Source organism: Symploca atlantica LB2515, assembly GCF_052546295.1.
Genome location: NZ_JBQWMT010000001.1, coordinates 716,882 through 740,887 on the forward strand (window position 1 = coordinate 716,882; position 24,006 = coordinate 740,887).

Here is a 24,006-nt window from a genome sequence, read left to right on the forward strand (position 1 = left end):
GTACTTTAGTTGTCATGATCTTTAAACTACATTTACCAGCAGGAGAGGAGTAAGATTGGACGATACTTATCAAACCTATCTAAATCGGGTGGCGCGACAAACGCTTCCAGAAAGCTATAGCTCTCAGTTGCAGCACATTCAAGAGTCGCCTAAGTATGAGCGTCTGCCAGATGGTAGCTTCCAGGCAACTCCCTTTCCCGGCTACACAGTGCTGACGCCACCTTGGAGTGACGATCAAGAGAATGAGCAATTCTACTCTATTGTGAAGGAACTCCAGCAACAGCTACTGCAGCAACTAGATAAAGATTTAATGGTGCCAGTACCGCCCGAAAGTTTTCACTTGACTTTGGCGGATTTAATCTGGGATAGCGCCTACCGTGATGCAGAGCTTAAAAATCCCGACTTTGAAGCACAATTGCGAGAGCGCATCACCGAGAGCTTCCAGAAGTATCAGCAATCTTCTAATCATGATCATCCTATTGTCTGGGAGCTGATTAGTCTCATGGTAATGCCCCGCTCCCTGGGCGTGTGTTTGGCACCCAAGGATGAAAAATCCTATCAGGAAACTTTGCAATTGCGCCGATTTATTTATCAAAATCCTGGTTTAATAGCTTTAGGCCTAGAACAGCAGTATCATTTTACTGCCCATATTACCCTGGGATATTTTGGTGAAGTTCTGCCTGAACTAGAGCGCAGTAACTTACGGGAAACCCTAGTGAGCTTAAATCAGCAAGCTTTACCAGATGAACCGATTGCTATCTCTGTTAAGCAGGCTCAATTGCGGAAGTTTGACGATATGATGCACTACTACCGGGAACCTGATTGGCCGGTTTTAGAACTTTAGAGTTGCCAGCGGTTAACAGTCAAGACTTTACTATTATTAGATGAGATGTATTTTTCCAAGTTTCAACTATCAATTGTTTCTTGACTCTCAACCGCTGGAATTCTCTTCTAAAAGCGACCAGAATCTCGGTTATTGGTCAAATTTTAATCTGGGTTGTCTATGAGATTACCAATCCATCCGATTATGGAGCACAGCTTTGCCGTCATTGACCAAGAAATTGGCAAACACAACTTTAGTCCAGCCGAATACGCAATTGTGCGGCGGGTGATCCATAGCACCGCTGATTTTGAATTTGCCCAACTGATCCGATTTAGTCAGGAAGCGATCGCATCTGGCATCGCAGCCATCCAGAAGCAAACACCAATTATTACGGATGTTGGCATGGTGAAACAGGGGGTAGCTGGCATGGTGGCAAAAACCTTCGGCAACCCCCTAATCGCAGCAGTAGAACAAGTATCAGCCCCAATGCCGGGAAAAACACTCACAGAAACAGGCTTAATGCACTGTTTTGAGCAATTTCCCGGTGCTGTTTTTGTCATTGGCAATGCGCCTACTGCCTTACTGGCATTATGTTCTCAGTTGCCAGTATCGCCAGTTCAACCAGCTTTGGTGATTGGCGCGCCAGTTGGGTTCATCTCAGTTCTAGAATCGAAAGAGGCTCTGGCACAGACAAAAGTACCCCAAATTCGTGTGGAGAGTCGCAAGGGTGGTTCACCAGTGGCAGCAGCTATCCTTAATGCTCTGTTAGTTTTAGCTTGGGAGTCCCCAGAGGAGCTGTAGCGGTTGTGCGGTTGTGGCGTTACACATCCAGGAGACAAGGGAGATAAGGAGAAATAGGTAAAGTAGGTGATGACACCAGTACAGGTTATTGGCATTGGTTTAGAGGGTTCAGGGGGACTGACTGCTACGGCGCGCCAAATGGTGGAGGGAGCCAGTTTATTGGTAGGAAGCGATCGCCATTTGAGCTATTTCCCTAATCACCAGTCTCCACGCCTCGTATTGGGAGATTTTCAACAGGTAGTTGAAGCCATTAGCCAACAGCTAGATAATCTGGAAGAAAATCAGTACGTTGTAGTTTTGGTCAGTGGTGATCCTCTCTTTTTCGGTTTGGGACGCCTCTTACTCCAACAATTGCCCCAGGAACAGTTAACCTTTCACCCCCATCTAAGTTCGGTTCAACTGGCTTTTAGTCGGATTAAAGTTCCTTGGCAAAATGCAGGTGTCATCAGTGCTCATGGACGTTCTTTAGAACAGTTGACACAGGCACTACAGCAGGGAGTTGAGCAGGTTGCGGTACTCACAGATGGGACAAACACGCCGCAGGCGATCGCTCGTCTGTTGCTGTCTTTGGATTTGGCTAGCAGCTATGAGTTTTGGGTTGGTGAAAACTTGGGAGGTGATGACGAGCAGGTGCGCTCTTTTGCCGTGAATGCCGTCTTGGGGCAAACCTTTGCACCTCTCAATTTGGTAGTATTACTCCGTCAGTCTAATTTAGCTGAGCAACACCTGGATCTTGACTCCTTACCTTTACTGGGATTACCAGATCGGACATTTGCTAGTTTTAGCGATCGCCCTGGTTTAATGACTAAAAGAGAAGTGCGAATTCTCGTCTTAGGAGAACTGGCACTACAACCTGGTCAAATAATCTGGGATATTGGTGCCGGAACTGGTTCCGTTGCCATTGAAATTGCTCGTTTGTCTCAAAATTCTCAGATATATGCGATTGAGAAAACGGCTATAGGGAGTGTCTTGATTGAGCAAAATTGCCGACGCTTTCAGGTAAAAAATGTGAGCTCAATTCACGGAAGTGCGCCAAAGATGCTGTCGGAACTTCCCACACCTGATCGTATCTTTATTGGCGGTAGTGGCGGCAAATTGAACTCAATTCTGGATAGTTGCCAGGAACGCTTGGCTAAGGATGGAGTGATCGTACTAGCATTAGCTACCTTGGAGCATCTTAATCAAGTTCTGAGTTGGCTCAACTCCCATAATTGGCATTATCGCCTGTTACAAGTCCAGCTATCGCGCTCTGTGCCTGTGGGAGAGTTGACTCGCTTGAGTCCCCTAAATCCTGTGACAATTGTCACGGCTACTCGTCCAGTTAAGAGCTAAAAAGATTGCTGAAGTGCTTTGAGTTGCTCTAAGTGCTGATTTTGCTGATGCATTTGGGCTAGAAGGGAATCACACACCAGCTCACATAGTTCAAACAAATAAGCATTAGCTATTTGGTAAAACACACTTGCTCCCTGTTGCTCGCGGGTGACAATGCCTGCTTGGGCTAATAGCTTCAAATGCTTAGATACATTAGCTTGTCCCAGTCCGGTTTCTTCAATAATTTGTGTAACGTTTTTTTGCCCTGACTTGAGACAACAAATAATCTGTAAACGACTAACTTCTGATAAAGCTTTAAAAAAATCAGCTACTAGAGCTAATGCCTCAGTAGATAACTCAGATATGCCACAGTCTTGAGATGACTCTGTACTCAGAGAGGTTTCTTGCCAAGAATTTCTAGACACAATTAAATTGGTGAGAGAATATTACAATTTACGTCTAACTTATTATATTACTAGATAGTAGTAAGAGTGCTAATTTCTGGGACTGAAAAAACCTGCCCTCTGTCAGGAACGGCAGATTAGGTGTGGTACAAAAATAAAAAATTAAACGATTATCTGGTGATAGATAGCCAGAAAAGTAATTACCTGCTTCAATTTTATCCCCTCAAAAACTTTAACCGATCACCCTCAAACAGCTTTCCTTTCAACATCCGGTTCCAGTAAAGCCAAGGAAAGACGTACTTTTTTAATAACCACATACTATATCGCTCTTTACTGGGATCGAAGGGGAAGCTAGATACAGGTTTGTTGTCATAATCAAACTCCGCCATGACTACTTTGCCATAACCAGTGATTAAGGGGCAGCAAGTATAGCCATTATACTTACCTGTTAGGGAGCTTGATGCCCGAACAGCCAGTAAGTTACTCACCAAAACTGGTGCTTGTTTACGAATGGCGGCTGCGGTTTTCGATGTAGGCAAAGAAGAAGCATCACCCAAACTAAAAACATTAGGGTACACGTTATGTTGCAGCGTATCTTTGTTCACATCAACCCAACCTTGACTCGTCCCAGATTTAACTGCTAGGGGACTTTCTTTAATAAAGTCAGGAGCACTCATCGGCGGTGTCACATGAATAATATCGTAGTTAATGCTGACTTCTTCTACTCCCTGATCGGTAGTAAAATCAAAAATTGCCTCTTTAGTCTCTGCTTTAATTTCTTTGAGGTTGTACTTGAAGTTTACCTGAATATTTCTCCGCGCCACTACTTTTTCTAGAGACTCGCAATATTCTGGCACAGCAAACATTTTGGCAGTAGCTGTGCAAAACATTACTTTTGTCCGCTGGCTTACCTGACTTTTACTCCTAAAAATATCATCCGCCATGTACATAATTTTTTGAGGTGCACCACCGCATTTAATGGGAGTATTAGGATAAGTAAATAGGGCAGTACCACCGGAAAAATTATTAATTACTTCCCAGGTATAAGAAGCGTAATCCTTAGAATAATTGCTTGTGACGCCATCCTTCCCGATCGCGTCTTTAAGCCCTTTAATCAGATGCCAGTCAATTTGAATACCGGGGCATAACACCAAATATTCATACTCTACTCGTTTACCTGTTTGAGTGAGCAAAACATTGTGATCTGGGTCTAACTGGGTCACATAGTCCTTAATCCAGGTTGCTCCCTGAGGAATCAAGTCTTGCTCATTTCTGGCGGTATCTTCTAGCTTGAATACGCCACCTCCTACCATTGTCCAGCCAGGTTGATAGTAGTGCTGAGCAGCAGGCTCAATAATAGCAATATCTAAAGACTTATCTTTGCTCAAAAGCTGATTAGCGGTAGTAATACCAGCAGCACCACCTCCCACAATGACAATTTGGTACTTAAGAGTATTACTATCTAAATTAGCTTCTGTCGTGTTAGCAATTGCGGGAGACTTAGGAGTAGTTAAATTTGACATGATATTTGTTTCTTTTACAAATTGTTATCTATTAGCTGAAGAAGCTGCTTGTAAATAAATAGGCCAGGTGTACCCAATCTGAATGTTCAATCAATTACAGAAGTTTGCCATAAAAAAGTTAGTTGCAAAATCTTAGCTTCTGTCCGGTTTGTTCTGGAAATCCCTTTATTTTTTCTTTACAAACAGACTCTCAGAGGTGTTTGTTACTCCCTTGTCAACTTTTTGTTAAAGTTAGCGGTTTTCCTGTGTTGAATTAAGTATCATATTACTATACAAGAATACTATTGCCAATCTAAGGCAATAAATCCAGTCTCAACACTGGGGACTAGCAAGCCGTTGATAGCCATTGGCTAGATACGACAAAACTTGAGGCTATATCCTGTCAGCGTGTGCAAGACTTTCTATTCATAGGGATAAATCTATGCTTTTTCGCCAACTATTTGACCCAGAAACAAGTACTTACACTTATCTGATTGCTGACACCAGTGACAAAGAAGCTATTCTGATTGATCCAGTCTTAGAACAAGTAGAGCGTGACCTCAAACTGCTCAATGAACTGGGCTTAAACCTGCGCTACTGCCTAGAGACCCACATCCATGCCGATCATATTACAGGAACAGGCAAACTAAGGGAAATAACTGGCTGCCAGGGAATTGTCCCACAAAATGCTCAGGCGGCTTGTGCTGACCGCTTTCTGAAGGATGGGGAAGTCTTGCAACTCGGAGAAATTCCCATCGAAGCGATCGCTACTCCTGGCCATACCGATAGCCATATGGCGTATCTAGTCAACGGCAAGCAAATCTTAACAGGAGATTCTCTGTTAATCCGAGGTTGTGGTCGCACAGACTTCCAAGGTGGGGATGCTGGTATTTTATACGACTCAGTAACTCAACGGCTGTTTACCCTAACAGACGACACCTTAGTGTATCCCGCTCACGACTATCGGGGACAAACCGTCTCCACCATTAAGGAAGAAAAGCAATTTAACCCCCGCTTTACCGGAAGCGATCGCTCAAGCTTTATCCAGTTAATGGCTTCTCTCGATTTAGCAAACCCCAAAAAAATCGCTGAAGCCGTCCCCGCTAATCAGCAGTGCGGCAAAGTTTCAGCAACTATCTAATGTCTGGGAACTATGAGTTATTAAAGCCAATCAGTGGTAAATCTGCAACGCCAAAAATCCTTTGACAAATTACCAAAAAATGATTACTAACAGCGATAAACTCCAACTCATTGATGCTGCTACTCTAAAACAATTGCTCGAGCAACAAGACGTTACCTTAATTGATGTTCGAGAACCCTCTGAATACGCTGGCGAACATATCCCTGAAGCGACACTAGTCCCTCTGTCTAGTTTTGACCCGAAGAAAATCCCCAATGATAGCAATAAGCAATTGGTTCTCTACTGTCAAACTAGTAATCGCTCCCGCCAAGCTGCGCAGCAGTTGTTGGCCGCAGACTTAGCAGAAGTTAGCCACCTCCAGGGGGGACTCAACGCCTGGAAACAGTTGGGTTATACCACCATTATCAATAAAAATGCTCCGATTAGCATGATGCGTCAGGTACAAATTGTAGCTGGTTCCCTAGTTGTAGCTGGAACCTTGCTTGGTGTTTTGGTTTCTCCTGGGTTTCTCATTCTCAGCGGATTTGTCGGGGCTGGTTTAGCTTTTGCTGGCATTACCAATACTTGTCTGTTGGCGATGCTTTTAGCCAAACTCCCTTACAATCAGCAAGTTTAAGAGCAAAATCGTCTCAAATCTTCAATACTTCACCTGAAAGTTTTGCCAACATCAGTAACTTAGATGGTCAACTAGCAGCATGTTTACGGCGATTATTGGTCATGTATTGGCAGTTGGTATTGGTCTGAGTTTGGGATTGATGGGTGGTGGTGGTTCTGTTTTGGCTGTGCCTATCTTAGTATATGTGATGGGACTCAGTCCAAAAGTAGCGATCGCGATGAGTCTACTGATTGTTGGCTCAGTCAGTGTAATTGGCTTAATTCCTCACTGGCTGCAAGGTAACGTCAATCTGAAAACGGTGGCTGTGTTTACTCCCCTGGCAATGCTAGGTGCTTACCTAGGTGCTCTTCTCACCTCACTCCCCTTAATCACAGATACCTTACAGCTAGTTTGCTTTGGCCTAGTGATGTTACTAACAAGTATCCTGATGATTCGCAAGGGGAGTACAAAGTCCAAACCGCAAGATACTCAGACAACAGCCAAGCGCCAAGATTACTGGTTTGCTCTACCAATTGAAGGGTTAGGAGTAGGAATGATCACTGGCTTCGTTGGTGTGGGTGGTGGTTTTTTAATTGTCCCAGCACTGGTGCTTCTTCGTGGCATTCCCATGAAAGAAGCTATTGGCACTTCCTTGATGATCATTGTTTTTAATTCTGCTGCAGGATTTCTGGGCTACCTTTCCCAGGTAAATTTAGATTGGCATTTAATAATTTCCTTTACCTTTGCTGCTAGTTTGGGTACAGTCGGCGGTGCTTACTTAACAAAATTGATTAATGCCAAACAGTTAGAAAAAGGTTTTGGCTACTTTGTTCTTGCTGTGGCGGTATTTGTCCTAATTAAGAGATGATTAAATTTCTCTGAAACCTTGAGTTTTTATCTGATTTGCCTGCGCCAACCCTGGCAAAATTGTGACGGAGACAGTTAACAAGGTTGGACTAATACTGGTGAATCAACGGGAGATTTTTCTTTACGTAGTTTGCGTTAGCTTAGCGCTGGCAGGCGGTATTACTTTTGAGTGGAGAGCTCAAGCCACCATCTTACGGGATTTGGTTGTATTTACGTGGCTCTTAGGGTTTGTTAATCTTATCTACCTGGGAGGAACACTCAACCGATTCGGTGTTCGCCCACGCACTACTTTTGGGCTATTGGGTATTTTCTTTGCACCTTTTCTTCACGGCAATGGAGAACACTTGATGTTCAACACATTGCCTTTTCTCATTCTCGGTTGGTTAGTTTTGCTCCAAGGAACCAGCGAATTTTATGTCGTCACGGTTTTTACTGCCCTTGTGAGTGGCGCTGGTATTTGGCTTTTTGGCAGAGCTAACAGCAGTCACATTGGTGCTTCAGGCGTAATTTTTGGTTACTTAGGTTTTCTGCTCATGCGCGGCTACTTTACACAAGATTGGCGGCTGATGTTGCCCTCATTTATTGTTGCTGTAATTTACGGCAGATTAATTAAAGGTATCTTGCCTTTGCAAGAGGGAATATCTTGGGAGGGACATTTATTTGGTCTTATCGGAGGCATTTTAGCTGCACGCTTTCTCGATGAGTTGGGCTTTTTCGAGGTTTTTAAGGCAATTTTTCCGGAGTTGTAAGCGGCTTTGGTTTAGCTAGAGTTGTCTAGTTTAAACTTGATATTAGTCTTCGTTTCCTTTGACCCAGAACTGCTTTAAAATCTCGCTGGGTTGACGATCCCAAGTATCAAGATGATTGTAAATTAAACCATCTTTGGTGAGTTTATAGGTAGAGTCGCCATTGAAGAAAATATGAGCTTTCCAAGGAACACGCAAGATACCGCGCACCGTCCAATCTGCCTTAATCGTGTCTTGCTCTGTCTGTTGGACATCATGCAAATCGAAGTAGATTTCTGTAAAGAATAAGCGGGCATGGAATCTTAGCGTCCAAAAGATAATGCGATAGTTAAATTTTCCCTTAAAGCGATTAACTGGATCTTGAAAATAAATATCTGAGGTGTAAATTTCGTATGAAATATCTTTCTCAAAAAGTGTAGGTAAATCTTGTTGCAGGGTGTTGATCACCCTTGCCAAATGCCATTGATATTTGTTAGGGTTTAAGTCACCTGAAGTAGTCACAGAATTTATTAACTTATTGAGTGCCTTGGCTTTTTTTTGGGTAATTGTCTGGGTTTCGTGCCAGATCACACAAAATTTTAGTATACCGCCAAAAGCATCGCCCCCGGACTGAGCTGTCCCTGAATCTTAACTGGCAAGAATTCTCTAAATCTGCACTAGAGGTGTATGAGCGTAGACTGATTAATCATTGATTTACCAAAGATCGTGCGAACTAAATGGTAAAGTATATGTTAGGATCTCCCTTTCCAGAATAACTGGGGTAACTAAGGTGAGGTATTTTGTTACTTCTTAAAAGCAATAAGAGTCATCCTGGCAAGGCTCCTGCTTGGCAAGAAACGTCAGGGGTCAGGCAGCATGTTGTTGATGCGACTCTCTCCAAAGAAAAATATATTTATCAAAAGGAGATGCTCCCTTTTTTTGTGCTGTTACTTTTCTAACCAAAAAGCACTACCAGAGGCTCTTTTGCCTATCTTTTAACTGGTGAGATCACCTTTTCTCTTCCTCAAGTTGCACCGTGAATATCCTGTTGGCATCACCCTTCGATTCTAGGGCAGGATCTTCCAAGATTTAAAAATTTCAGTGTTTCCTCTGAGTTCAAATAGTAGTGCGATCGCTAAGAATAGTTTGAAGAATTGGACAATTGAACTGATTCCAATTCCAGTTACTGTAAAAGTTTAATAACGACTACCTGAAATCTGTCTCCGGTTAGAGATTAACTCAAGGAATGAAAATCAATTCAAACTAAGCCTTGTTGATGAACTAAGAAAATCAGTAGTTTTTTTATTATTAACCTCTCATTCTCCTATGGTAGAGCATTTAAAAAACCTATTCTTAGGAACTTTTATGGCCCACGGCAGTTGCTATCTCTGGAAGCCAGAGTTAGTCTTGCTTCATGCTGGGTCAGACTTCTTCATTTTTCTGTCCTATTACTCGATTCCCTTACTACTGATCCACTTCGTGCGTCGGCGTCAAGACGTGCCATTCCAAGGAATCTTCCTACTGTTTAGTGCCTTTATTTTATCCTGTGGCACTGGTCACTTATTAGAAATCTGGACTATTTGGCATCCAGATTATTGGCTATCGGGTTTGATGAAAGCGATTACCGCGATAGTTTCCCTTTATACAGTTTCCGAAATGGTGCCGCTGATACCAAAGGCACTAAGCTTGGCCAGTCCAGCGGAACTAGAAGCGCTCAACCTTGCCTTACTCAAAGAAATTGCTAACCATCAGCAAACTGTCGAGGCTCTTAGACAGTCACAACAAAGATTGTCCCTCATGGTACAGCAAACGCCGCTAGCCGTCATTGAATGGAACCTCGATGGTGAAGTGAGGGAGTGGAATCCTGCCGCTCAGAGGATTTTTGGCTACGACAAGAGCCAAGCCATCGGGCGTCACGCCACCGAATTGATTGGGTCTAATTTGGCAGCAGAGCGGCCAGAAGCAGTTTGTCAGAACTTCTTGATTCGTCAGGGAGAAGACTGCTGCACTAAAAAATACCAGACACCCGATGGCAGAACCATATTTTGTCAGTGGTACAACGTTTCTCTAATTGAGCCAAATGGCACTTTGATTGGTATCACTTCTCTGGTACAGGACATTACCCAACGCAAGCAAGCCGAGGAAGCCTTACACAAAGCCTACGAAGATTTAGAACACAGAGTCGAGGAGCGTACCCAACAACTGGCAAGAGCCAACGAAGTTCTGCAAGGGGAAATCAACGAACGTCTGTTAGCAGAGTTAGCATTACAGGAGAGCCAGAGACGTCTACAGACGGTGGTTACTAAAGCACCGATCATCCTCTACGCTACGGATATCAAAGGTACGATTACCCTTTCGGAGGGCAAAGGACTAGAGCGGCTGGGTTCTCAAGTGGGTGAGTTGGTGGGCATCTCGGTCTTTGATTTGTACTGTAGCCAACCAGAGGTTTTGGGACATTTCCAGGATGTACTTCAGGGTGCCGAGAGAGCCTGGACGATCAAGTTAGGTGATTCTGTGTACGAAAACCGCGCCAGACCTTTGCAAGATCAAAATTACCAAGTGATCGGGTTGATTGCTGTCGCCATTGATATTACCGAACGTTACCGGGCACAATCGGCCCTGGCAGAACGCCAACGCTACTTGTCAGCCTTAGTCAGAGTTCAGCGCCAGTTGTTGAGTCAGGGAAGTGAGGCAAATTATCACACCTCGATCCTCGAACTGCTGGGACAAGCGGCTCAAGCCAGTAATGTCTATTTATTTGAGAACTACCGCGACATTTACGGTCAACCAATGACTACCCTCAGTGACCAATGGTACGCCCCAAATAGCGACAGCCAAAGGGAGGACCAGCCTCCTGAGGCTTTGCCCTACCACCAATGTTTATCTCTCTGGATTCCAGAGTTGGCAAGGGGTGAGGTCGTTATGGCGCTAGTTAGCCAATTGCCGGACTCAGAGCGTTTAGTTTTGCAATCGCAGGGGATTTTGTCTCTGTTGGTTCTGCCCTTACTAATTAAAGATCAGCTGTTCGGGTTTCTAGTCTTTGACAAGCGTAGACAAGCACAGTTATGGTCAGCATCAGCAGTAGACTTGCTCAGAGCAGCAGCAGCGGCACTCTCTCTCAATCAAGAGCGCTCTAAGACAGAAGCCGCTTTGCGCCAATCAGAAGCCGCTTTGCGAGAAAAAGCTGCTCAACTAGAGATGACTCTAGGTAAACTCAAGCAAACCCAGGCCCAGCTAGTACAGAGCGAAAAAATGTCGAGCTTGGGATTAATGGTAGCTGGTATTGCCCACGAGATTAATAATCCAGTCAGTTTCGTCTATGGCAATATCGCCCCAGCCCAAGAATACATCAAAGACCTGCTAGGGTTAATTAGTCTCTACCAACAGCACCATCTTGAGCCTGCACCAGCAATTAATGAATATCAAGAAACCATTGATTTGGACTTCTTGATGGAAGATTTGCCCAATTTATTGGAGTCGATGAAACTGGGAGCCGAGCGGATTCGGGATATTATAGTGTCACTGCGGACTTTCTCGCGAGTGGATGAAGGAGACATCAAACGAATTGATATCCACGAAGGTCTGGAGAGTACTCTACTGATTTTGCAGCACCGACTCAAACAAAGACCAGAACGCCCTGCCATTGAGGTAATTAAAAACTACGGCACGTTGCCTCCAGTCGAGTGTTACCCTGGGCAGCTTAACCAGGTGTTTATGAATGTCCTGACTAATGCCATCGATGCTCTGGAACCCCAAAGAGTGAACCCTGAACTGGTAGAGGGAGATCAATTGACTGTCCCGATCGCACCTCGGATCCAGGTTAGCACCGCAATTATAGATAGTGGTAACTTGGCTTTACATACGAAGAAAGTGGTCATCCGGATTGCTGACAACGGAGTAGGTATCACGGAACAGGTACGACAGAGGTTATTTGACCCCTTCTTTACTACTAAACCCGTGGGTAAGGGTACTGGCCTCGGTTTGTCCATTAGCTATCAAATAGTGGTAGGAAAACACGGGGGAGAATTACGCTGTGTGTCTATACCTGGACAAGGCACAGAATTTATTGTTGAGATTCCGATTCTACAGTCTTGTCGTCGGCCTATAGCTTTATCTCATTCTTTAGCCTTCTAGGGCAAATAGGCAGGAGGAGGGGGACAGGGGGGACAAGAATATATTGCCTTCAATTGTGCTCAAGGGCATGCTTATTACCCTTCGCTGTGCTCAAGGGCATGCTTATTAATTATTAAGGGCGACAAGAGGACAAGAAAGCTTGTAGAGTAAGTTTTTTTAACCTTTTTCAACTGGATAGTTATTTCCTTGACGCGGCGCTAGTAACTTTAACAACTGGGCTTGGTTGAGTTGGGAGATACCTAATGATTGAGCTTTTTCTAGTTTTGAACCTGCATCTTCTCCAACTACTAGATAGTCAGTTTTACTACTAACGGTATTAGTTACTTTGCCACCAGCTTTTTGAATTAATTGCTTTGCCTCATCTCGCTTCAGTGTCGGCAAAGTACCAGTAATTACAAAAGTTTTACTGCTCAATGATTGACTGCTAGGTTCGGTTGTAGTCAAGTTTTGAGCCGATAGTTGCACTCTTGCCTGTTTGAGTCTGGCAATTAAAGTCTGGTTGCTGGGAACTTGGAACCAGGAACAGACGGATTGAGCAATTTCTGGCCCAATACCGTAAACACCTTCGATCTGGGCTAGTGATGCCCCAGCCAGCAGTTCAACTGTAGGAAACTTTTGGGCGAGAATGTCTGCATTGACACTACCGATGTGACGAATACCCAAACCGTAGAGAACTCGTGACCAAGGTTGGTTTTGGGAATTAGCGATCGCTACTAATAAATTCTGGGCTGACTTCTTACCTAGGCGTTCTAGGGATGCCAGTTGCTCTAGAGTTAAATCGTAAAGGTCAGCAACTGAGGAGACTACTCGTTTATCTACTAATTGTTCCACAATCTTTTCCCCTAAGCCATTAATATCCAGGGCATTGCGGCTTGCCCAGTGCGTCAGCGCCCCTTTGAGAATCGCAGGACAAGAGGTGTTAAGGCAACGAGTCACGGCTTCCCCGTGAGGACGCACGACTGGCTGATGGCAAACAGGACAATCCCTCGGCATTTGGAACGGTTGAGTACCATAGGGACGGAGTTCTGGTAGCACTCGCACTACTTCCGGGATAATCTCACCAGCTTTGCGGACAATCACCGTATCGCCAACCCGCACATCTAACTGGGCAATAAAATCGCTATTGTGTAATGTGGCTCTTTGTACCGTTGTCCCGGCTAGTTGCACTGGCTGTAAATGAGCTAGGGGTGTTAGCGCCCCGGTGCGTCCCACATTGATGGTAATCTTTTCCACACGAGTGGGTGCTTCTTCGGCAGGGTATTTTAAGGCAATCGCCCAACGAGGAAACTTTTGAGTAGATCCTAGTTGTTCCTGAAGCGTCAACGAGTTAAGCTTGACCACTACCCCATCAGTCATGTAGGGCAAGCTACGGCGTTGCAGATCCCAAGACTCATAATACTGCTGAACTTCCTGTAATGAGGCACAGACTTGACGGTGGGGATTCACCGGAAAACCCAACTTTTGCAGTAATTCCAGCGCTTCCCACTGGGATTGGGGAGGAGCAACCTCTAACTGCTGACTCCCCAGATGCAAGGTGTAGGCAAAGAAATCTAACCTTCGACTTGCCACAACACGGGAGTCTAATTGGCGCAAAGTTCCTGCTGCGGAGTTACGAGGATTGGCAAATAACTGTTCCCCTGCTTGTTCGCGTTCTTGATTGATTTGCTCAAATACATCTAAAGCCAGAAATGCTTCCCCGCGCACTTCCACCACATCTGGCGGCTGATCAACATGCAGCCGCAAGGGAATCGAGCGAATGGTACGGACATTCTGAGTAATTTCTTCCCCTGTAACACCATCACCCCGCGTCACTCCTCGCACCAAGACACCGTTTTCGTAAGTCAGCGCCAAAGCGTTGCCATCAATTTTCAGTTCGCAGACATAGGCAAATTCCTTTTGGGATGGTGCATAACGCTGCCATCGTTCTTGCCACTTGGCAAACTCTTCAATATTGAAAGCGTTCTCCAGGCTGTAGAGGGGGATATTGTGCCGCACTGAAGAAAACTGGGAGGCGGGTTGCTCTCCCACGCGTTGGGTGGGACTCTCAGGAGTTACCAATTCGGGGTACTGTGTTTCTAATTCTTGCAGTTCCCGATAAAGTTGGTCATAAACAGCATCCTCCATCACCGGATTATCGAGGACGTAGTAAGCATAGCTAGCTCTTTGCAAGAGCTGCCGTAGTTCTTCAATTCGCTGTTTAACTTCAGGTGTTGCTTGTGGCACAGCGTCCCTTAACCTCAACGCGTATCCGCAATCTAGTTTAGCGGTAAGCGGAGCTTTCAGAGGAGGCTTAGCTCAACAGCACTGGCAAATTGATCAATATCCCATTGCGGTAATCCACACCTGTAGGGACTTCGGTGTAACTTTAAGATCAGTATTGTTGGTTGGTTGGCCAAGATGCACAGTGCATTTTTGCTGAGCTAGCAACCTAATATTGCAGTGAATCAAGGACATTACTATAAGATGATTAATAAAGTTCAAAAGACTGACGAAGAATGGAAACAGCAGCTAACGCCGGAACAATTCAAAGTAACTAGAAAAAAGGGTACTGAAAGAGCTTTCACGGGAGAAACCCACAACAATAAAGAGCAAGGAATCTACAAATGTGTGTGTTGTGGTAATGAACTATTCAGTTCAGAAAACAAGTATGATTCTGGCACAGGTTGGCCAAGTTTTTGGGCTCCAATTAAGGAAGAAAACGTCGCAGAAGAATCAGATAATAGCTTATTCATGCGGAGAACGGAAGTGTTGTGCGCTGCTTGTGATGCACACCTGGGACACGTCTTTAATGATGGGCCACAGCCAACAGGTCTACGCTACTGCATGAATTCTGCTGCCCTTGATTTTACTAAAAAATCCGAGTAGCGGCAAAGGCGAAGGGTAAAATTGATCAAAATAAATAATCAATAAGAAGCTGAACGCGATACCCCTTTGATAAGAGCATCTCACTTTTGTAGATATACCCTTTGGGGCAACATGAGAATTGGGCTTTTATCTTGTACTGATTCAGTGTTTTTCTAAGAGTGAGATGCTCTCTTTTTGCTCGGCCACTGCTACTATTACTGATGTTTCTGGGCAGTTTTAGCCAAAATTCCTACTAAATTTAGCATGGAAAATGGAATCTTATTCTCAATTTTCAATTAACCATTTTCTATTTGCGAGTTCTCCCTCGCTTGAAAGGCGGGGGAGAACTCAATGTGATTTCCACCCGTTAAGTATGTCAAGAAATTTCCCTGGCAACCCCTGCTGGTTCCGTAGCCAAGGTATTTTGAATGATGTCTAAGAGGCTTTGGCGATTAGGATCGTTGCTATCAGGATGCAGTACCCAGGTGCTTACAGGAGCTGTCTTATAAGTCAGCTTGTAGTGTTTTTCTGGTTCAACAAAGATTTTCCAAGCAGGCTGTCTAGATTGTTTACGAGTTTCATAGCCGCTTTGTTTGAGTGCGGCTCGGATAGCGCTAGCTTCTTGGGCAACTAGTCGGGCTTCTCTGGAGGAAGATTTGTTCATGATGATTTGCTATGTCTGGAGAATTAGGTTAGTTAACTGCTTGATTTCTAGTAGCAATCAAGTCCTTTCAGTTGATGGAGTAGATAGTTCCTTTCGGAAGTGGAAATAAACCCCGTTAATGTTACGTCTTGGAGCATTTCTTAATCTTTTCTGTCGATTTTTTTACACCAGTAAACCTGGAATAAATTTCTAAGCCACTCACCCAAGAATCTTTTCAAGGGGATGGATGAATTTCTTGAACATCAATCCAGTCAAGCCTGAGTAGAGTAATAGCGTATAGTCGATTGACCTTCTGACTGGCTCTGCAAGGAGCATTTAACACCTGGTCAATGGCACTATCTCTGGACTTGATGCTGAAAAATCCATTGCCAAGATCTGCTAATAGCAGCATTAAGACAGTTATCGCACTATTTATAGTAGTTTTGCTAGGGTAATTCCACGGATTTAGTGAAGAGTGGTTTTACGTATATTAAAACAATTTCTTTCATGAAAACTTCATAAAAAAGGTAAATTTGATAAAGATAATTTAAATATATAGGTATAAATGAACGCAGGTAAGCAGATAACTCAGATTTAGCTAGGAGTAATCTTACGCATATATCGCACTCCTCGATGATCCCTAATAAAAATTAACCAGAGATGCACAAGAGATAAAATCTTCAGTTTTCAAAGTTGATCCAGAATTGTTAAAGAAAAAGTCTCTTCAAAAACGCTATAAAAATCCCGCCTCTTTAAACAGGAAGCGGGAGTAGCTGGAGAATACTAACCACAATGGTCAACTAATGGCAAAGCTTAATGGCTTTTAGTAGTTAAACTTGACAAAGAATCAAGCCAAACCACTGTTGCGGATCAGTCCAAAATTGGAGTGGTTTTAAGCCTTGAGCCTGGAGTTCTTGTTGTATGATACTTGGATCAAATTTGCGGGAAATTTCCGTCATGATAGTTTCGCCGCTTTCCAGTTTAACGGTGAGATCAAGAGCCTCTAAGCGGACTGTATGGGAGTGCAAACATCGCAAATGCATCTCGATTTGATGCTTTTGCTGATTATAAAAGGCCCAATGCTCAAACAGAAGAGGGTTAAAGTTGCCCTGAAAACGCTGATTCAAATGCTCCAGAACATTGAGATTAAATTGAGCCGTCACCCCCTGACTGTCGTTGTAGGCAGCTTCCAACAACTCTTTCGGCTTTTGCAAATCAACTCCGAGCAAAAAATACTCACCAACAGCTAGCGCCCCTGTGATTTGCGAGAAAAAGAGATCACACTCTTGGGAATTGAGATTGCCGAGGGTACTACCCAGAAAACAAATCATCCGGGTGGGTAGTTGAGTTGGGGTTAACTGCTTGAGTGCCAACTCATAAGTGCTTACTAAACCTTGAACCTGAATTGAAGGATATTCTGCCAGTAACTGCTGCGCACTGCTTTCTAAAATTCCCGCACTAACATCAATCGGTAGATAGTGTAAAGGATAGCCTAAGGCATCATAGGCATCGAGCAATAGGCGGGTTTTTGTCGAACTGCCGCTACCAAGTTCTGCTAGTTCGCAGGCACCAGTAATCCTGGCAATTTCCCCAGCATACTGATGCAAAATCTCCGCTTCTGTCCGTGTGGGATAATATTCGGGCAAATCACAGATTTTCTCGAACAGCGCCGAACCAAGGTCATCATAGAAATATTTGGGTGGTAAAGATTTGGGAGTCTGAGTTAACCCCCAAATCACGTCGCTACCCGCGCTAGTTTCCGATTCTGAAGTTGCACATAAATCAATCAACAGCTTGATTTGTAAGCTTCCCTCTTGCCTAGAGTAAGGCTTAGGGGACAGTTTGCTAACACCAGATGCAATCTGAGTTAAATGTCTCACATTAATTCTTCCGTACAGTTACGCAACAAAATTGCCTGAAACACACTGATAAATCAAGATGCTTCAGGCTGAGACTGATAATTTATTGCCTCTTTGCCAAGCATACTACGATGGGGTATAAACCAAGTTAACCGCCACGAAACAAGGCTGATTGCTCCAGCACACTAGTTAGTTCGTCTCTAATAACATTTGCTAAAAAAAAATTATCGTAGAGTTATCTACTACTAAAATAGACAAATTTTCCAAAGCAAAAGTTCATAATTTAAAGATATTAAAAAGTATATAAATAGAGAATAAAAAGTTGAGTTAGTGATCTGGATTATGGACATGCTTCAAAAAATATGCCAATAATGATAGTACATAATAAGTAACATCTATCTAAAAATAATATCTGGCAAATATTCCCCGATATATCTGTCAGATATTTAGCTGCAAAAGATAAATAAGTAAGCTAATCTAAATGCTTATCAATATTAAGATTCCGTCTGTTGCCAGCCAAATAACTACGGAAATAATTTAGCACATCGATAGCTGTCCGAGCGATTTAGCTTGCGATCTCAGGGATACAGCGATACCAACAAAATAAACCGTAAACCTACGGATGGTCAACCAACTTACTCTATGTGACTGAGATGCACTCTCCTCAACAAACTTCGCCTACGCTTAACGCGATGCAGTTTACTGACTCGAAGAAAGCTCAATTGCTTCAAACTTTGAAGCGGCTGCGGTTTAATGGCCAACTAACTTTGACAGACCCGAATAAAAAGCAATGGATCTTTTTGCTATACATGGGTCACATTATTTATGCCACAGGAGGCACTCATCCAGTAAGGCGGTGGCAAAGACACTTAGCAGTTCACTGTCGTCAGATGCATGCTCAAACCTTCGCCTGCAAGAGTACACTTCCCGGCATCAATCCCGAAGATTCAAATAGCTGCTGGGAATATCAAGTGTTGCGTTTGTGGGTGGCACAAGGAAAAATTACTCATGAACAAGCAGCTAACATGATTCGGGCTGTGGTTACTGAGGTATTGTTTGATTTAACGCCAGCCAAGTGTGTTACTCATCAAATCAAACCAGATAAATCACTAGCGACGCCAATGATCTTGATTGATGTAGCACAAGCTGTTACAGAAGCTCAGCAGTTCTGCCAAGTTTGGTCAAATGCTCAGTTAGCCGCTTATTCTCCTACTAGCGCACCCGTCATCAAGCAACCGGAATACCTCAAAAAACACACTTCAGAACAGGTTTACCAGAGTCTAAGCAAACTACTCAACGGCCGCAACACTCTGTATGACTTAGCAACGCAAACAAAGCGGGATATTGTACAAGTGACTCGTTCACTACTACCCTATATTGAATCAGGGCTTGTAGAACTGATTGCAATTCCTGATCTACCAACTCCCTTTGATGCGCCTTCTCCAGATGAGCCTCTTACTCCGGTAAAGAGTAGCGAACCTCTGATTGCCTGTATTGATGACAGTCTCTTAATCTGTCAGACAATGAAAAAGCTGCTCACAAAAACAGGTTATCAGTTTGTTGGCATCAGCGATCCTTTGCGAGCGATCGCCACTCTACTGGCCTGTAAGCCCAATTTGATCTTTTTAGATCTAGTGATGCCCAACACCAACGGCTACGAAATTTGCACCCAGTTACGCAAGCTTTCTGTGTTTCGGGATACACCGATTGTGATTTTAACTGGTCAGGACGGTATTGTTGACCAAGTAAGAGCCAGACTAGTTGGAGCGACCGATTTCTTGAGCAAACCAATTGATGCTGAAAAGGTGCTGAGGGTGATGAATAAGTATCTAGAACCGGATGATGTTAATTAAGTTACTCATCACCCTTTGCTTAAATTGTCTGACTGTCTGCATCCATCGTTGAGCAGCTAGGTAGACCTCGCCCAGATCATCTATTTGTTACTTTAGTTACTTTTGCTCAATGAGGTAAATGCCATGAGTACTGCCCTAGTTATTGAAGACTGCTTGACTGATATGACGGTCTTTACTATATATCTGCAACAAGGTGGCTTGAATGTCTTAACGGCTCAAAGCGGAGAAGAAGCCCTAGCCAAAATCGATTCTCATCAACCTGATGTGATTATCCTCGATATTGTACTACCAGGTTGCAGTGGATTTGAAGTCTGTCGTGACCTTAAATCTGAAGCGCGGACGAAAGATATTCCCATCATTCTTTGTTCTACTAAAGGGGGCAAAATGGATGAATTTTGGGGCTTGAAACAGGGAGCAGATGTCTACCTAACTAAACCCGTTGATCAGGAAGAATTGGTACGCGTTGTTAAGCAGTTACTCAAACAATAAGCCAACAGTAAGCTCAATGTCCGACTCTTTATCAATTTCAGAATCATTGTCTGTGTCTTCTGATTCAGCTTCTTTGAGTACCAATGAACAGTTTTTACGGTTTCATCTTGTACCTGATACAACAGCACTCTTACCCATTCTGCAAATTACTGAAGTACTGAGCATTCCCATGGGTCAGATTGTGCCTATTGCTCACATGCCAAACTGGGTGATGGGCGTCTATAACTGGCGCGGAGAAATCCTCTGGATGGTGGATTTAGGTAAACTAGTTGGGCTTACTCCTTTGTACCAACAAGAAATTAATACTTCTGTTTATCGGGCGATTGTACTCCAGGCTGATAGTCAGCAAGCAACATCTGCTAGAGTTAAAAGCCAGATGCTAGGCTTAGTGGTCAACCGAGTAGAAGATATTGAGTGGTGTAATCCAGATTTGATTCAGTCTCCGCCATCATCTAGCGTTACTCCTGAGTTGGTGCCATTTTTGCGAGGTTACTGGTTAAAATCTAACGGCGAGATGCTGGTGATTCTCAATGGCGAGGCAATGATTTCTTTAATGGTCGATGCTTAATTAAGCTTTTTCCAGGCAAGCTTAAACTGAGTAGATCACACAAAAAGCAGGCTATATATTCTACTGAATAGGCACAATTAACTATTATAAATTGCATATCGCTGTCTTCAATGATTTATGAGAAAAATTAACCATAGATTGACAAGAGATGCACAATCAATAAAATAGTCATGTTTCACAATTACTTGAGAATCGCTATAGCTCATTACTAATTAAGACATCACAACTGTTGTTTTGGTATGGCGGCTTAATTAAGTAATTATCTAGAACTATTCCTGACATAGTTTTAGTATTGAATCAGGCAATCAGCTTGATGAAGAACACCCGAAAAAAAAGCTAGTGCGATTGCCTAGAGCCAGGAATTTGTTCGTAAAAAAAGTGCGTTTGCTTTCTTCTTTAATTTCGCTTGCTTGGGTTGCATTGCCATCCGCAAAATTACTGAAATTGCTTAGAGCAGGAACTAGCTTCTCACGGAAATAGACAAGCAATTAGTAAGCCACAAGTCTTGCTTACCCATGATCACAACACTGTTAGCTATTATCACTTCAGTTCTAGTGAATGCTTTTTGATTACTCACAGTTTAATAATTAGGTTGATTAAATGACTCGGACTTCTCCCAAAAATACTTCTGATAACGGTAATAATAGTCAAATCCCATCAGTTACCGATAGTACAGTTGGGAAGCCAGTTCCAGCAACAAACTATTCTCAGGATTCAGCTAAATTATTTTCAGAGCAACAAAAAATAGTAAGAAAAGAAACTCCCAAGACTTCCCCTCAAAATTTTTTCCGGTGGTGGCGATCGCTAAATCTGCGGCTCAAGGTAACGATGTTGGCAGTTGCCATGGGTACAATTCCCGTATTGACCATCGGGGGAATTGCTTACCAAGTTGCCAACCGTTCAGTTACGGCTCAAATTAGCCGAGTTCAAGTAGCTCGCACCAAAGCTCTGGCTAATCAGTTTAGTCAGTTTTTAGAGGAGCGCTACAGAGAAGTTGAGTTACTCACTGCTGAACCGATGTTCTCAGACCCACAACTATGGGAACGTGCGACGCTGGAACAAAAGAAGGCAGTACTTGATCGCTTTCAGTCCAAAATCGGCTCCTATGACAGTATTGCTTTTTTCGACTTAAAGGGCAATACCCTGTTTCAATCTGACTCCAGCCGACCGATCCAAGACAACTATAGTGACCGGACATACTATCAGCAAGCGCTTCAAACCCAGCAAATTACCCTCAATGACTTTCAGACTGCTCAATCCTCTGGAAGACTTAGTATTGAGTTTGCTGCACCAGTTCAACAAAACGGCAAGTTGGTTGGTATCGTGCGAACTCGCATACCGATACAAAACATCGAGACTATCTTGAGAAATTTTGATGACGGCAATAGTGTCTGGCACTTGCTCAATTCCGAAGGCACCATCATCGCCTCAGCCAACCAGGAACATGCCGACAAAAGCGTGGGCCAGATGTTACCTCAGTGGGCTCAACTGCCACCAGCAAAGCAGTCTGAGACTGGAGTGTACCGCAATTTACTACAAGATAACCAGAAATCACTAGTCACCTATGCTCCTGTTGACTCCATAGACAGATTGCCCAAGGTGAATGCAGGGACACTGATCACGATTAACGCCGATATCGCCTTTGCTCCCCAGAGGCAATTGCTGGGCATTATTTTACTAGGGACAATAACAGCAGCCCTGCTAGTGACAGCGATCGCTGCCATCTTGGCTTACCGACTTACCAACCCGATTGTAGCTGCTGTGCAGGCATTGAAAAAAATTGGCCAGGGAGAATTGGATACTCGCCTGGAAGTCACAGGAGAAGACGAAATTGCGGCGCTGGGGTTCAATATCAACCGCATGGCCGGTCAGATCAAAAATTTTATCGAAGCGCAACAATTTGAAAGTGAACGAACAAAACTACTCAAAGATATCACCCTTCACCTATTTCAATCTCTTGACCGGAAAGAGATCTTCGAGATAGCAGTTGCAGATATTCGAGAATTCCTCAAAACTGACCGGGTGATTGTCTATACCTTCAACGAAAACTGGCAGGGAACAATCATTGCCGAATCTGTAGGCGAGGACTGGCCGCAGGCTCTCGGTGCCACAATCGATGACCCTTGTTTTGCCCAGGATTATGTGGAAAAGTACATCCAAGGTCGAGTTCAACCAACCCCAGATATTTACCAAGCAGGCTTAACCGAGTGTTACCTCCAACAACTCGAGCCCTTCGGTGTCAGAGCCAATTTAGTGGCACCAATTGTCATGGCTGGACAACTCCTAGGCTTATTGATTGCCCATCAATGCTCTGGCCCCCGGAATTGGCTGCCACCTGAAATCGATTTGTTTGCTCAGTTAGCCGTACAAGTAGGACTGGCTTTAGATAGAGCCAACCTAGAACAGGAAAAAATCGGGGCGGCTGAACAAAGAACTGCCAAAGAGGAACTGCAGCAAAGAGCGCTGGAACTATTGAAGGAAGTATATCCTATTTCCCAAGGAGACCTGACAATCCGGGCAAAGGTGACAACGGACGAAATGGGTACAATTGCTGACGCCTACAATGCCACAGTTGGTAGCTTGCTGAAAATTGTTACCCAAGTACAAATTGCCGCAGAACAAGTAGTAGCCACAACTAGCAACCATCAACTCTCTATCCAAGTACTCTCAGATGAAGCTATTGAGCAAGCGATGGAAATTGAGTCTGCCCTGATACTTGCTCAAGAAATGACCCAATCAGTTAAAGCTGTTGCTACCCAAGCAGAGCAAGCCGAGGCTTTTGTGCAACAAGCAGCCCAGATAGTGGAAGAAGGGGACGCAGATATGAGCCAAACCGTGGAGGGCATGCTCTCCATTCAGGAAACAGTGGAGCAAACAGCTCAAAAAGTTAAACTCCTTGGGGAGTCTTCTCAAAAGATTTCCACCGTGGTGAATTTGATTAGTAAATTTGCCAAGCAAAGCAACTTGTTAGCACTCAATGCCTCAATCGAAGCGGCCAGAGCAGGAGAAAAAGGCCAAGGCTTTGCCGTCGTTGCCGAGGAAGTGCGATCGCTAGCACAGCAATCAGCCCAAGCTACTAGCGAAATTGAGAAGCTAGTGGCTGACATTCAGGCGGAAACCCAAGAGGTCACTTTGGCAATGGAAGCTGGTACAAATGAAGTGGTAAAGGGAACTCAACTGGTAGATAAAACCCGCCAGAGTCTTAACAAAATCAAAGCAGCTAGTGCCGAGATCAATACTTTATTTGAAGCAATCGCCCAAACAACAATTACTCATAAGATGGCTTCTGAGGCAGTCACTCAAACTCTGACAAATGTAGCAGCGATGTCCGATAAAACTTCACAGGAAACCAAGCTGGTTTCATCTTCTTTTGAACAACTGCAAGCAGTAGCGCAATTGCTACAAAAAAATATTGGTCAATTTAAAGTCAAATAGCGGTATTTGCAT

The 24,006-nt window shown here is 43.9% G+C and carries 20 protein-coding genes; 13 read left to right on the forward strand and 7 right to left on the reverse strand.

The annotated features are described in order from the left end of the window. Positions 1-55 precede the first annotated feature (55 nt). The 3 genes from ACT7WV_RS03115 to cbiE all read left to right on the forward strand — a co-directional run bounded on the left by ACT7WV_RS03115 (position 56) and on the right by cbiE (position 2,956). Complete coding sequence (locus ACT7WV_RS03115) at positions 56-844, forward strand: DUF1868 domain-containing protein (protein ID WP_445101495.1); 789 nt, start codon at positions 56-58, stop codon at positions 842-844. A 159-nt stretch (positions 845-1,003) separates the two neighbouring features. Next, the gene (locus tag ACT7WV_RS03120) at positions 1,004-1,624 is read left to right on the forward strand and encodes a cobalt-precorrin-8X methylmutase (protein ID WP_445101496.1); all 621 of its coding nucleotides are present in this window, start codon (positions 1,004-1,006) and stop codon (positions 1,622-1,624) included. 69 nt (positions 1,625-1,693) lie between these two features. After that, entirely contained in the window at positions 1,694-2,956 is a 1,263-nt protein-coding gene (gene cbiE, locus ACT7WV_RS03125) for a precorrin-6y C5,15-methyltransferase (decarboxylating) subunit CbiE (protein ID WP_445101497.1), read from the forward strand. On the opposite strand, the gene ACT7WV_RS03130 is transcribed toward cbiE, so the two are convergent. After that, positions 2,953-3,330, reverse strand: a complete 378-nt coding sequence (locus ACT7WV_RS03130) for an ArsR/SmtB family transcription factor (RefSeq protein WP_463424209.1) — start codon at positions 3,328-3,330, stop codon at positions 2,953-2,955. The genes cbiE and ACT7WV_RS03130 overlap by 4 nt on opposite strands. Positions 3,331-3,554: 224 nt before the next feature. After that, a complete protein-coding gene (locus ACT7WV_RS03135) occupies positions 3,555-4,862 on the reverse strand; it encodes an NAD(P)/FAD-dependent oxidoreductase (RefSeq protein WP_445101499.1) in 1,308 nt (435 codons plus the stop codon). A gap of 421 nt (positions 4,863-5,283) precedes the next feature. On the opposite strand from ACT7WV_RS03135, the gene ACT7WV_RS03140 reads away from it, so the two are divergent. The 4 genes from ACT7WV_RS03140 (at position 5,284) to ACT7WV_RS03155 (ending at position 8,193) form a co-directional block, all read left to right on the forward strand. Continuing rightward, positions 5,284-5,982, forward strand: coding sequence for an MBL fold metallo-hydrolase (locus ACT7WV_RS03140; RefSeq protein ID WP_445101500.1), 699 nt, complete (start codon positions 5,284-5,286; stop codon positions 5,980-5,982). Between the two features lie 79 nt (positions 5,983-6,061). Then, the gene (locus ACT7WV_RS03145; protein ID WP_445101501.1) at positions 6,062-6,598 is read left to right on the forward strand and encodes a rhodanese-like domain-containing protein; all 537 of its coding nucleotides are present in this window, start codon (positions 6,062-6,064) and stop codon (positions 6,596-6,598) included. Positions 6,599-6,677: 79 nt separating this feature from the next. Then, positions 6,678-7,445, forward strand: coding sequence for a sulfite exporter TauE/SafE family protein (locus ACT7WV_RS03150; RefSeq protein ID WP_445101502.1), 768 nt, complete (start codon positions 6,678-6,680; stop codon positions 7,443-7,445). A 61-nt stretch (positions 7,446-7,506) separates the two neighbouring features. Beyond that, positions 7,507-8,193, forward strand: a complete 687-nt coding sequence (locus tag ACT7WV_RS03155) for a rhomboid family intramembrane serine protease (RefSeq protein WP_445101503.1) — start codon at positions 7,507-7,509, stop codon at positions 8,191-8,193. Between the two features lie 42 nt (positions 8,194-8,235). Here ACT7WV_RS03155 and ACT7WV_RS03160 read toward each other — a convergent pair whose 3' ends face one another. Beyond that, a complete protein-coding gene (locus ACT7WV_RS03160; RefSeq protein WP_463424140.1) occupies positions 8,236-8,691 on the reverse strand; it encodes a DUF2358 domain-containing protein in 456 nt (151 codons plus the stop codon). An 804-nt stretch (positions 8,692-9,495) separates the two neighbouring features. Here ACT7WV_RS03160 and ACT7WV_RS03165 point away from each other — a divergent pair. Continuing rightward, on the forward strand, positions 9,496-12,303 hold the full coding sequence (locus tag ACT7WV_RS03165) for a PAS domain-containing sensor histidine kinase (protein WP_445101504.1): 2,808 nt from the start codon (positions 9,496-9,498) through the stop codon (positions 12,301-12,303). Between the two features lie 156 nt (positions 12,304-12,459). Here the strand turns inward: ACT7WV_RS03165 and ligA are convergent, their stop codons facing one another. Then, the gene (gene ligA, locus ACT7WV_RS03170; protein ID WP_445101505.1) at positions 12,460-14,526 is read right to left on the reverse strand and encodes an NAD-dependent DNA ligase LigA; all 2,067 of its coding nucleotides are present in this window, start codon (positions 14,524-14,526) and stop codon (positions 12,460-12,462) included. Positions 14,527-14,766: 240 nt separating this feature from the next. On the opposite strand from ligA, the gene msrB reads away from it, so the two are divergent. Beyond that, entirely contained in the window at positions 14,767-15,168 is a 402-nt protein-coding gene (gene msrB / locus ACT7WV_RS03175) for a peptide-methionine (R)-S-oxide reductase MsrB (RefSeq protein ID WP_445101506.1), read from the forward strand. Positions 15,169-15,523: 355 nt separating this feature from the next. Here msrB and ACT7WV_RS03180 read toward each other — a convergent pair whose 3' ends face one another. The 3 genes from ACT7WV_RS03180 to egtD form a co-directional block, all read right to left on the reverse strand. Beyond that, on the reverse strand, positions 15,524-15,811 hold the full coding sequence (locus tag ACT7WV_RS03180; protein ID WP_445101507.1) for a hypothetical protein: 288 nt from the start codon (positions 15,809-15,811) through the stop codon (positions 15,524-15,526). A 214-nt stretch (positions 15,812-16,025) separates the two neighbouring features. Continuing rightward, positions 16,026-16,202, reverse strand: a complete 177-nt coding sequence (locus ACT7WV_RS03185; protein WP_445101508.1) for a hypothetical protein — start codon at positions 16,200-16,202, stop codon at positions 16,026-16,028. 418 nt (positions 16,203-16,620) lie between these two features. Beyond that, on the reverse strand, positions 16,621-17,631 hold the full coding sequence (gene egtD, locus ACT7WV_RS03190) for an L-histidine N(alpha)-methyltransferase (protein ID WP_463424210.1): 1,011 nt from the start codon (positions 17,629-17,631) through the stop codon (positions 16,621-16,623). Positions 17,632-18,302: 671 nt separating this feature from the next. On the opposite strand from egtD, the gene ACT7WV_RS03195 reads away from it, so the two are divergent. The 4 genes from ACT7WV_RS03195 to ACT7WV_RS03210 all read left to right on the forward strand — a co-directional run bounded on the left by ACT7WV_RS03195 (position 18,303) and on the right by ACT7WV_RS03210 (position 23,994). Next, positions 18,303-19,502, forward strand: coding sequence for a response regulator (locus tag ACT7WV_RS03195; RefSeq protein ID WP_445105566.1), 1,200 nt, complete (start codon positions 18,303-18,305; stop codon positions 19,500-19,502). Positions 19,503-19,625: 123 nt separating this feature from the next. After that, positions 19,626-19,991 carry a response regulator transcription factor gene (locus ACT7WV_RS03200; protein WP_445101509.1) on the forward strand — a complete coding sequence of 122 codons (366 nt, stop codon included), beginning with the start codon at positions 19,626-19,628 and terminating at the stop codon, positions 19,989-19,991. A 16-nt stretch (positions 19,992-20,007) separates the two neighbouring features. Continuing rightward, the gene (locus ACT7WV_RS03205) at positions 20,008-20,559 is read left to right on the forward strand and encodes a chemotaxis protein CheW (RefSeq protein WP_445101510.1); all 552 of its coding nucleotides are present in this window, start codon (positions 20,008-20,010) and stop codon (positions 20,557-20,559) included. Positions 20,560-21,159: 600 nt separating this feature from the next. Next, positions 21,160-23,994, forward strand: coding sequence for a methyl-accepting chemotaxis protein (locus tag ACT7WV_RS03210; protein WP_445101511.1), 2,835 nt, complete (start codon positions 21,160-21,162; stop codon positions 23,992-23,994). The last annotated feature ends 12 nt before the right edge of the window (positions 23,995-24,006 follow it).